The 11675-nt window shown below is 40.4% G+C and carries 7 protein-coding genes; 1 reads left to right on the forward strand and 6 read right to left on the reverse strand.

Annotated features, from left to right (window positions below; genetic code table 11):
* Position 1: 1 nt before the first annotated feature.
* Complete coding sequence (locus GJB62_RS15725; RefSeq protein WP_114083110.1) at positions 2 to 1621, forward strand: response regulator; 1620 nt, start codon at positions 2 to 4, stop codon at positions 1619 to 1621.
* A 95-nt stretch (positions 1622 to 1716) separates the two neighbouring features.
* Here the strand turns inward: GJB62_RS15725 and GJB62_RS15730 are convergent, their stop codons facing one another.
* The 6 genes from GJB62_RS15730 to lepB form a co-directional block, all read right to left on the reverse strand.
* Positions 1717 to 2163, reverse strand: a complete 447-nt coding sequence (locus GJB62_RS15730; RefSeq protein WP_114083111.1) for a four helix bundle protein — start codon at positions 2161 to 2163, stop codon at positions 1717 to 1719.
* Positions 2164 to 2258: 95 nt separating this feature from the next.
* Positions 2259 to 3695, reverse strand: a complete 1437-nt coding sequence (locus GJB62_RS15735) for a response regulator (protein WP_114083112.1) — start codon at positions 3693 to 3695, stop codon at positions 2259 to 2261.
* A gap of 270 nt (positions 3696 to 3965) precedes the next feature.
* Complete coding sequence (locus tag GJB62_RS15740; RefSeq protein ID WP_114083113.1) at positions 3966 to 5801, reverse strand: GGDEF domain-containing response regulator; 1836 nt, start codon at positions 5799 to 5801, stop codon at positions 3966 to 3968.
* Positions 5798 to 9370: an ATP-binding protein gene (locus GJB62_RS15745; protein ID WP_114083114.1), complete on the reverse strand. Its 3573-nt coding sequence runs from the start codon at positions 9368 to 9370 to the stop codon at positions 5798 to 5800. The genes GJB62_RS15740 and GJB62_RS15745 overlap by 4 nt, the downstream gene beginning before the upstream one ends.
* Positions 9371 to 9889: 519 nt before the next feature.
* Complete coding sequence (locus tag GJB62_RS15750) at positions 9890 to 10681, reverse strand: MOSC N-terminal beta barrel domain-containing protein (protein WP_114083115.1); 792 nt, start codon at positions 10679 to 10681, stop codon at positions 9890 to 9892.
* A gap of 117 nt (positions 10682 to 10798) precedes the next feature.
* Positions 10799 to 11452 (reverse strand): signal peptidase I, encoded by a 654-nt coding sequence (gene lepB, locus GJB62_RS15755; RefSeq protein ID WP_114083116.1) that lies wholly within the window; start codon positions 11450 to 11452, stop codon positions 10799 to 10801.
* Positions 11453 to 11675: the final 223 nt, after the last annotated feature.

Here is an 11675-nt window from a genome sequence, read left to right on the forward strand (position 1 = left end):
AATGATTGGCATCCCATCAAACACATATAAAAAGGAGACAGTTCGAATCCTTGTTGTTGAAGATGAATATATTCTTGCCATCAACTTACAAGAAAGTTTAGAGTCTCTGGGATATACTGTTTTAGGTATCGCCGATTCAGCAGAAGAGGCAATTGAAAAAGCAACTGGGTCACGCCCAAACTTGATTTTAATGGATATCAGGTTACGCGGCGAAATGGACGGGATTCAGGCATCTGAGCAAATTTGGCGTAATTTGCAAATTCCTGTTATCTACCTTACAGGTCATTCGGATAGAAGTACCGTGGAGCGGGCAACACTGACATCACCCTTTGGGTATATTCTCAAACCCATCAAGGAACAAGAACTTTACGTTGCCATTCAAACAGCACTCAATCGCTACGATCGCGAGCAATTTTTGAGTTCTGTCCTTAGGGGAATGGGCGACGGTGTGATTGTGGTTGATCCTGAGTTGCGTGTAAAGTACCTAAATCAGGCAGGTGAAGCATTAACAGGCTGGCGATGGGATGAAGCCAAGGGACGGATGTTAACAGAGGTGTTCCGACTCGTTGACGAACAAACTCAGATCCCTGCCCAAAATCCAATTCTCGCTGCTCTCCAACAAGAAACTACTATCTATCTAGGCAGTCAAATTTTACTAATTACTAGAGACGGGACAACTATACCAGTCGCTGATAGTGCTACTCCCCTCAGAGACAACAGTGGCATGATTACAGGAGCAGTATTAGTTTTTCGAGATGACACACAACGACGGCTCACCGAAGAACGCAATCTTGCAACTGAACGTGCCCAACAACTAGAAATTCAAGTGGCAGAACTCCAACGCCTGAACAAGTTGAAAGAGGATTTTCTCGCAACCACTTCTCATGAAATGCGAACGCCCTTGTCAAACATCAAAATGGCAATCTCCGCTCTAGAAAATATTCTTGAGCGGCAGGATAGCTTAAATTCAAGCACACTTTCTCCATCGGAATCTGTAGCCCGCTACTTAACTATCCTGCGTGAGCAGTGCGAACAAGAACTGAATCTAGTAGACAATTTGCTGCATATTCGAATGATTGATGCAGATGTCTATCCATTGGAATTAACTTCAATTCAACTTGAACACTGGCTACCTCACGTCGCCGAGTATTTTGAAGAAAGGGCTAAAGCTAAAGAGCAGACTTTGGAAGTTAGTATTTTGCCAAATTTACCGCCTTTACTTTCAGACTTGGCTAGCCTGACCGAAATTGTCTCAGAGTTACTCAACAATGCTTGTAAATATACTCCGCCTGAAGGACAGATTACAATGGATGTTCGGATAATCGACACCACAAAAAGTCTCATAAATGAGGATGCAGAATCTGATCTATTAGATAACCTTCAAGCCCCCTACTTTCAAATTACAATTAGTAATTCTGGGGTAATAATCCCTACAACCGAACAATCTCGCATCTTTGAGCCATTTTACCGAATTCCTCAGAGCGATCGCTGGCAACATGGCGGCACAGGCTTAGGTTTAGCATTAGTGAAGAAGTTAGTAGAATATCTCCAAGGCAAAATTGAAGTTAGTAGTTCTCAGGGCTGGGCAAGGTTCACAGTTCAACTGCCCTTAAGCCTGTGACTAAAGAGGCAGGGCGCGGGGAGGGTGGGAGGTGTGGGAGGTGTGGGAAGGGTGGGAGGTGTGGGAGGTGTGGGAGGTGTGGGAGGTGTGGGAATTTAGTCAAGTAACCAATCATCTGGATGGGTAATCATCTTGACTAACCCACTAAGGACTTGATTGTAAGGAGCGTAGAGTTCTCTTCCTTGTTCGACCGTAAGATATTGACATTTCACAGCAAACTTTAACCAAACTTGAGTTTCTGCTGCCTCCGCCTCACAATCATTCAGTTTAGCGACAAAAGCGGCTTTATATCGCCGTTTTCTCCAAGCCTCTGCCATATTTGCACAGACAGAGCGAGATAGCAAAGCGGTAGCGAGTCTTCGAGCGTCGGAGCGACGAATTTGGTCAGTTAATGAATATTTTTCTTCAACTGGGAACTTTTTAGAATATTCAAAAACTTGCATTGCTGTCTCAAATGCTAATTGATAAATGGCTAAATCCTCATGAGTTCTAAAATACTTTTTCCCTTTTTCTTCCATCTTCTTTAATTTCGACCGTTCCATTCTTCATCTTCCCACACCTCCCACACCTCCCACACTCCCCACCCTATGAGTGAGAAATTCGGGTTATCCTCTTCATTAACCGAGCTTACTGTTGGCTAAGGCTCAGGTTGCTCAATGGGAATTTCGATCGCAAACTCTGCTCCTTGCCCAACAGAAGAAGTGCAGGTAATATTTCCTCGGTGTTTTTGGACGATAATCTGATAGCTAATAGATAATCCTAGCCCACTACCTTTGCCCACAGGTTTTGTGGTAAAAAATGGGTCAAATAAACGCGATCGCAATGACTCTTCTATACCAGGACCATTATCTGCGATCGCAATTTTGATCGTATTTAAGTCTGTCACCTCTGTGTGAATCCTAATTTGGGGAGTAGGGAAGAGCCACTGCGGGTTTGAGGTTTCTCCAAGTGCAGGAACTGGTGTGTCTCCCCAATTAGAGCGACTCCCGTCAAGTGGCATTTGAGAATAACGATTAAAAGATTGATTCCCCGCTCCCCACTCCCCATTACCCCTTATTCCCAGAGGCCCCACCTTCCCCATTCCCTCTTCTATTGCATCAATAGCATTATTCAATAAATGCATAAATACTTGGTTTAGTTCACTCGCATAGCAAGTAACTAGGGGCAAGTTACCATAATCTTTCACTAAAATAATTGCGGGACGGTCTGCTGCTTCTCTGAGTCGATGTTGTAACATCACCAAAGTGTTTTCGATGTCTTCATGGATATTTACCCGCTTCATCTCTGCTTCATCATGCCGAGAAAAGTGTTGTAGCGCCACGACAATTTCCCGAATGCGATCGGAGCCTCTATACATTGCACCTATGAGGTTTTGTAGATCGTTAATCACAAAATTCAGGTCTACATCTTGGGATATTTGCTGAATTTTTGGCGTGGGTTTAGGATATTCTTGTTGATAAACTTCAATTAGATTTACTAGGTCTTGCACATATTGACCAGCATATTGGAGATTACCATAAATAAAACTGATGGGATTGTTAATTTCATGAGCCAGCCCAGCCACTAGCTGCCCCAGCGCCACCATCTTTTCGTTCTGAATCTGTTGAACTTGAGCAGATTTTAAGTTATCAAGAGCCTCTTGTAATAAAAAGTTTTTTTCTTGCAGTCTAACTTGGAGCAAACGTAAATTAATCTGATTTTCAATTCGCAACACAACCTCTGCCCCATGAAAAGGTTTGGCAATATAATCTACACCACCAACATCAAAAGCTTTTACTTTATCCACAACATCATCCAGGGCGCTGATAAAAATTACTGGGACTTCACAAGTTTTATCGTCAGCCTTCAGTTGTTGACAAACTTCATAGCCATCCATCCCTGGCATGTTGATATCCAGCAAAATCACATCTGGCAAAACCATTTGACATGCAGTTAGTGCCATTTTACCGTTTAAAGCTTTGCGAACTTCAAAACCTTGTGCAGTCAACATTGCCGATAAAAGCCTCAAATTATCTGGGGTATCATCGACCACCAAAATATTTTTTTTATGATGGTTAGTTTGATTGAAATGCATTATGTATTAAAAGCTATGCTTGTAATGATTGAGGATAGTAAATGCTTATTTAAAATTACCCTGATTTTTTTGCTCTATTTCACCAAAATACTTATATTTATAGTTTAACTCCCCCAGTGGCTAGAGAGTTTTATAAACTACCAAAGCTATTGGCCAATTATGAGCTTGACAAATCTGATAGCCTGCTTATAGCAACTTATCTAGATAGCCGACACAGATAATCTAGCCGAACGCCAACAATTAAAATTTTTCCAAATACTTAGTGGATAGCTACCATTGAGGTGATGCGGCAAGCAACTTAACAACCAATTGTTGTTCTATGGGTTCAGAAAACAGAAATCCTTGAGCAAAATTACAATTTAGACTTCTCAACTGGTCTAACTGTTCTTCTGTTTCGACACCTTCAGCGATCGCACTCATACCCATTGAATTGGCAATGCCAATCATTGCTGGTACTAACCCCATATTTTCTTTATTATCCTGCATACGTTTGACAAAAGATTTATCAATTTTGAGGGCATTTAAAGGAAAGCTGTGCAGGTAACTTAAAGAGGAATATCCTGTACCAAAGTCATCCATAATTAACTTTATATTTCGCTGTTTTAGTTGTTGAAAAATTATCTTAATTGCATTAGTATTTTCCATAATTACACTTTCTGTTATTTCTAATTCTAAATATGTAGGATTTATTTTAGTTTCATAAATAATTCTGTCAATTTGTTCTACAAAATTGGGTTGTAAAAATAACCTAGCACTCAAATTGACACTAATAGTTAGAGGTTCTGGTGTCATTGGCTGATGTTGCCAGATGCTTAGTTGATGACAAGCTGACTGTAATACCCAAGTATTGATGGCATTAATCAAACCTGTTTCTTCTGCTACAGGAATAAATTCTGTAGGAGGAACTAGACCACGAATTGGATGTTGCCAGCGCACCAAGGCTTCAAATCCAGAAATTCTACCTGTAATTAGAGAAACAATTGGCTGATAATAAACGAGGAATTCTTGCCTTTCAACAGCCCTTCGTAGGTCATTTTCTAACTCTAAAAGCTGAATAGCTTCTTGATGCATCGCTGGATTAAAAACATGATATTTGGCTCTTCCTTGAGCCTTAGCCCGATACATTGCCGTATCAGCATCCCGCAGCAAATACTCTGGACGATCGTAATCTTTATTGCCCCAACTAATGCCAATACTAGCATTCATAAAGACTTCATATCTTGATAGTTTAAAAGCAAGTGATAGCTGTTTTAGAATCCTATCGGCAACTTGGATTGCTATATTGATATCCGTAATATTTTCTAAGAGAATTCCAAATTCATCACCACCCAATCGAGCTAGAGTATCAATAGGTATGAGACACGCTTGCAGGCGACGAGCGATAGAAATCAGTAATTCATCTCCTACCAAATGACCAAGGGAATCATTGACAACTTTGAAGCGATCGCAGTCTAAAAAAAGTACTGCGAACTGATAACTAGATTCTTGTTTAGCTCGATTGAGAGCATTATCTAGTCTTCTCATAAACAGCACTCGGTTTGGTAATCCAGTCAGCGAATCATGCAGCGCTATATCTAATAGTTTACTTTGCAGTTTTTGACGGGAATTAATTTCTTTTTGAAGTTTTTGGAGAGCTTTTTCTAGCTCCTCAGTTCGCTGTGTTACCCGATGTTCCAATTCTACATTTAGTTTCAATATTTCTAATCGCGCTGACCTCAATGCCAGTTGATTTTTCACGCGCACTAAAACTTCTTGAAACTCAAAAGGTTTAGTGATGTAGTCTACACCACCTACCTTAAAGGCTTTAACTTTGTCAAAAACATCATCTAAAGCGCTAATAAAAATTACCGGAATATCGGCTGTTAGCTCCCAAGCTTTAAATGCCTGACAAATTTCATAGCCATCTACTTCTGGCATCATAATATCGAGCAAAATCAGATCCGGCAATACTGTTTGAGTTGCTGTCAGTGCCATTTGCCAGTTCAAGGCTTTACGAACGTTATACCCTTCCCTTGTCAATATTGAGGATAAAACCCGCAGGTTGTCCGCCATATCGTCAACGATCAAAATATCTTTTTTATTAGGGTCTAAATGCTCGTAATTCATTCTACGTTTGTTCTAGTCAATTCCATAATTTTCTCAAACTGGTAGTTATTTGCTAAATCCCTGAGAACTTGCGATACCTGAACATTATCTGAGGGAATTTGCTTGACTAACTCTAAAATCAATTCATCGCTACAGCTGGCTGCGGCATAGTGGATCTTTTGAAGCCACTCAGGTGACATTTGTGATAAATGACTCAGGAGTTCAGCAAAACTAACAAATATCTGTGTAGCTTGCTCGGCAACTGCTGTATTTGGGTTTTCTACTTGATTGGTATACTTTACACCCAGATGTTGGCTCAGTTTTTCCAATAATACTTCCTGTGTGAATGGCTTGCGAATAAAATCATCGCAGCCAATAGATAAAATCTTCTGGCGTTCTTCCTCAAAGGCGCTAGCAGTTAGGGCAATAACGATTGTGTGTTTATTCAAACAACCCTGCCCTGTTTCCAGGAAGTCGAAACAGGGAGCTAGGGCTTTTGGCGATCGCAAAATGGCCGCACCAGAAGCATCATGATTGTGTTCCACGACACCAGCTATTTCTGGTGTGGGAGAGGCTTTGTATATAGTTTTGAGAACTTCACAGTCATCTGAATCGGTTAACCCTCCGTTAAGATACTGGCTCCCCGATGATGTCAGTTGTTTAAATTTTGGGAACCTCCGTAATCTATTGGCTGTCCCATACCCTACTTGTTTACCTTTAATTATTCTTGTAGCTTCGTAGCCATCCATGATCGGCATTCGCATATCCATAAAAATCAAGTTTGGTTGCCAAGATTCCCAATTACTAACTGCTTCCACACCATCTGTAGCTTCCCTGACTTCAAAGCCCAGAGATGTCAGAATTTTAACTAGCAGTAGACGGCTTTCTTTGGCATCATCAACTACTAAGATGCGGTATGCTTTTTCAGTCGGCGCTAAAGATAGAATTTGAGATTTAATTTGGTTTATCGGCATTTCTCTAGGGCAAGCTAAAGCAATTTGAATATCAAAGGCAAATGTACTACCTATACCAGGAGTACTGCTGACTGTAATATCTCCCCCCATCAGTTGCACGTATTTACGGCTAATTGCTAAACCGAGTCCTGTTCCCTGTTGAGATTTTCTACCGATTTCGGTTTGCTCAAAAGCCTCAAACAGCAAGCCAATTTCTTGCGGATTAATACCGCAACCAGTGTCTTGTACCTCGAACAAGAGACGAGGGTTATAAGAAAGATTTTCCTCCCCCTGCTCCCATCTCAGCCGTAGCGTGACTCTGCCAATATCAGTAAATTTGATGGCATTCCCCAAGAGGTTGAGCAAGACTTGAAATAGTTTATTTTCATCGGTTTCTATGTATTGAGGAATGTCGTGTGCATACTCAAATACTATTTGTAAGCCCTTCGATGCAGCACGCAAATACAGCATCTCTTCTAAGTTATTCAATAGATGAATTAAGTCAAAGCTACTGCGATTTAATGTGATTCTCCCAGCTTCGATTTTAGACATTTCTAGAATGTCGTTAATTAAGTTAAGTAGATGTTCGCCAGCACGATTGATAATTGCCAAGTTTTCTTGGTGTTCGCTAGATAGCGAATAATCTCGGCTCATGACTTGGGTGAAACCAAGAATGGCGTTGAGTGGGGTACGCAGTTCGTGGCTCATGTTCGCCAGGAATTCGCTTTTGGCGAGGTTGGCGGCGGCACTTCGCGCTGCTTCCCGAACGGCTGCTTGCTGTTCTTGGGCGGCGATTTTTTGCGATTGAATTAGTTCTTCTTGGGTGGTTTGCAGTTGCTCAATCACTTGCTGGAACTCTTCAGTACGTTTTTTGACTTGAGCTTCTAAGGTGCGATTATATTCTGCTAATAAGTTTTCTGCTTGTTTGCGTTGGGTGATATCAAAAAAGGTAGCCATCGCAAAAGCCAAATTTCCTGATTCATCATAGATGGGCTTGCCCAAAACTTCAATGGGAATAATCTTGTCAAAATGGCGAACTTCCATATCATCAATCCTGGTACTTTCCCCAAGCAATGCTCTCAAAATTGGTAGGCGATCGCTGGGGTAAAGTTGATCTGTGCCGGCAAGGTAAGCTTGATATACCTCTGACAATTGTTCGCTGCTAACTTCTGCGATCGCTCCTTGACCAAGAATTTGCTGCCCAATATGATTTGTGTAATAAGGTTCACCTTCAGCATCTATGATAAATACACCTACTGGCATAGCTTCTAAAAATTGAGTTAGCCGACTCTGACTTTCAGATAGAGCTTCATTTAAAACTTGCATCTGAGCATTCTTTGCCTCCAAAACACTGAAGGATGCTTGCAGCTGCTTTGCCATAGTTTCAAATGACTTGGCTAGTTCCCCCAACTCATCGGAGCGCTGAATTTCTGGTGTTTGCTCCCATTCACCTTGAGCAATTTTCTTAGCTGATGTGTTTAATTGTAAAATCGGCTTAATTACCCAGCGAGCAGTTAAAATCCCGATTCTTGTAGCCACTAAAAAAGCAACTATGCACAGCAAAACGGTGATGCGGGTGTTCTCATTAATTTGCTTCATAAATTCGCCTTCAGGAATCACCGCCACGATTAGCCAATCTAAACCCAGTTCATCCTTCCAACTTTTTACTTGTACAAAATAACGCATTCCATCGGCGCTAAAAGTTAGCTGTTGCTTCCCCACCACAAACCCAAGACTACCAAAGCGTTTGATCAAAGACTGGGTTGTGAGCCTAATTAAAGAATTTCGACTTTCTAATGCTGTTCGACGTTTTATTTGACCATTAATGATGCTATATGGTGGTTCGGTAGAAGAAGCCACTATTAACCCAGAACGCTCTAAAATAAAGGCTTTACCCGATTGATCGGTGTTTAATTTGGTTAAAAAGTTGCTGATTTGTGACAAAATTAAATCAACACTAATCACCCCAACCAGCTTGCGGGTCTTATCGTAAACAGGATAGCTGGAAGATATAGATAAAACTTCTGGTTTATCTTCCCATTGATAAATTTGACTCCAAACGGGTTTGCCTGCCTTGACTGCATCTGTATACCACGCTTCTGTCCGAGGATCGTAATCTTTAACTTGCTGAAGCTGGCGACGATTTCCCTTCAAGTCTGAATCATAAATATAAAGTTTCCCAATACCATGCTTTTGACTAACTTCATTAATCAACAGCTTGCCATTATCTAAACGTTCAATACCGATAAATTCCCCTTTGGGGTTGGCAAAGCTGTTGTAGCCAACATTGAAAACCTGCATTTGTTTCCAAAAGTAATTTCCGGCAGTTTTAAAGTCAGAAAGGTTGAGCATACCTAGTTCAACCGCATCTAAGTTAATTTGATTTATTTGCTTCGGAGTTGTTAAATAGTTATTAAGATGCTGTTCAATGCGATCGCAGATTTCATTTTCTAATTGGCTAGCAAGCTCTCTTACCGCTTTTTGTCCGTTTTGATACGAAAGATAGCCCACAAGCCCCACCGCCCCGCAAATTTGCAATATAAAGGGGACAATCAGAACATACTTTAGGGGCATCCTGGCGTAAACTTTGCCAACTAAGCAATTAAGAGATTTGACGGACTGAAGTTTGGATAACATTGTTGTTTAATTTTTCCCCAGCATATATTTGGGGCATTTTTGCTATGCCAGCTACATTTAATACCAAAAAAATTACGGTATGTCATCACTTTGATCATGACATCTCTGAGAAAATTGAGTATAAAAAAAGCATTAAAAATTTTGTTTGGATACTTGTCTGACTGGTTAAGTTTCTCCAACCTCCAATTTTCAAATTTTGCGTAGGCATAGCCGATTTGTAACTATTACGGCTTAATTTGCTCAGTTTTATCTGACAGCGTATCAGTACATTTACTCAGAACAACTGAAATTTAACCGATAAGCTACAGTATGCCATTCTAAAATTCAGGTTGCCATTAGCACCTAATCCTAAATTTAATTTCTAATTGCTGAGGTCTTGATTTTCCAGTCTCGAAACCTCTGGACTTGCACAAAAACCTATATCTAACTACAACAATTTTAAAATTTTCATGCAAATACATAGTAATAACAAAAAAAATCCAAGAAAATTTACTTAGTGTTTTTTATTGTAAATAAATGTTAATTTTCATATAGAAGTATGTCAACTTTATCACCGATTTGTAAAATTTTTCCGGCTGAGGATATAGGCAATTGAGTATTAACACTCAATCTGTAAAAGTGATTAAAAGGCGATGAAGCAACCCAATTAGGCAGAGTTGCTTGCCTCTGGGTTGCAAATATTTTTTGAAAGCTTGGGTAAGCTTCCCCTGAGTAAGAATCGCGTGTTGGAACTATACAACGCTGGCATGGATTAACCCCAAAAAAATCTACATCTCCCACTCGAAAGGAGACTAAATCACCTTGTTCGCTAAATAGCCGATCTTCCCAAAATGCTGGTACACCATCAATCTCGATATTGGCACGCATCCGACGGCGTATTTCATCTACACTTAAACCGGGAAACCAAGAAGCTACTTCTGTCAACGTTGCTGTACTAATTACCGTTGGGCCTGGCGAGTGGGTATCGTCAGGAAAGCCCATCAGAGAGTTTTGCCTTAATGTAACAGCAAACTCAAAATAATTACTCAAAGTTGCTTCTAGGGCTTGCCGTTCGTCATCCAGATGAAAAACTTGTTGTGAGTCGCCGCCTGGGATTTGTAGCGAAATAGTTCTATTGAAAAGTGCAAATTGCGCCCTTAGTAAATGGATTTTAGCATGACGCTTGCCATTGACAAATTTATCCCGCTCGTCAAAGATGGCAAACTCGCGGTCATGCTGTAGTGCGCCACTGGCAAGAACTCCAACCTTTTCAACTTCAACACCATCCAGTGATTTTACTGGATACAGTAAAATCTTGGCTAGGTAAGGCATCATAGTAAGTTTTAGATTTTAGATTAGGGACTGCTAAATCACCAATCTAAAATTATTTTGTGATTTATCCACCTTACTAAATTCTTCTTGAGCAAAAGCATCAAGCTAAATTATCTGTTATCGGGTTGTTTGGGGATATGGTGGTACTTTATCTATTCCTCCAACATGATTTAGAGGCCAAAAACGAACTACAGCCCGGCCAATAATATTCTGGCGAGGGACAACACCCCAGCAGCGTCCATCATAACTATTGTTACGATTATCACCTAGTACTAAATATGAATCATCTGGTATAGTCTGGGGTTTTTCCAAAAAAGGTGGCTGTGGCCCTGATTGGCAAACATTAATAACTGTGCTTTGACCAGAACTGAGATAATTAGTTTCTGGAAGGGGTTTGTTATTAATATAGACCTTGCCATCTCTGAGTTGTACTTGTTCTCCAGGTAAGCCAATTACTCTTTTAATAAAAGCATCCTGGTATTGTTCTTTTTGTAACTCTTTCGTGGGTGAAAATACTACGATATCTCCACGCTGCGGGTCAGCAAATTTATATTTCAACTTATCGACAATGATTTTGTCTGCTTCCCACTGGTTTGGCGTACCATGCAGAGTGGGTTCCATTGACCCAGAAGGAATCCAGCGTGCTTCAGCAACAAAGGTACGAATTCCCAGAGCTAGAACAATACTCAATACAATTGTTCTACCTAGCTCTGCGATCCAGGAATTATCGGGTTGTTGACTAGAGTTGTTATCAGACACTTGATTTTGCATGAAATTACTTAACTGAAGGAAAGATGTAGGTAATTAACTCGCCTAGTGAGACTTTATCTGTTAATCTTAACGGGAAAATTTTAATTTCCTGGTTATGTTCGCATCTTGACTACCAATTTTAGATTATTGATAAAGGGGGTTCTTCATAGATTAAAAATAAACTTTTTTTTAACGGTCAGCAAAAAAATTAACACTCAGAGCGCGACTAAGTTTAACCTAAAAG

Origin of the sequence: Nostoc sp. ATCC 53789, assembly GCF_009873495.1 — a bacterium.
Classification (GTDB): domain Bacteria; phylum Cyanobacteriota; class Cyanobacteriia; order Cyanobacteriales; family Nostocaceae; genus Nostoc; species Nostoc muscorum_A.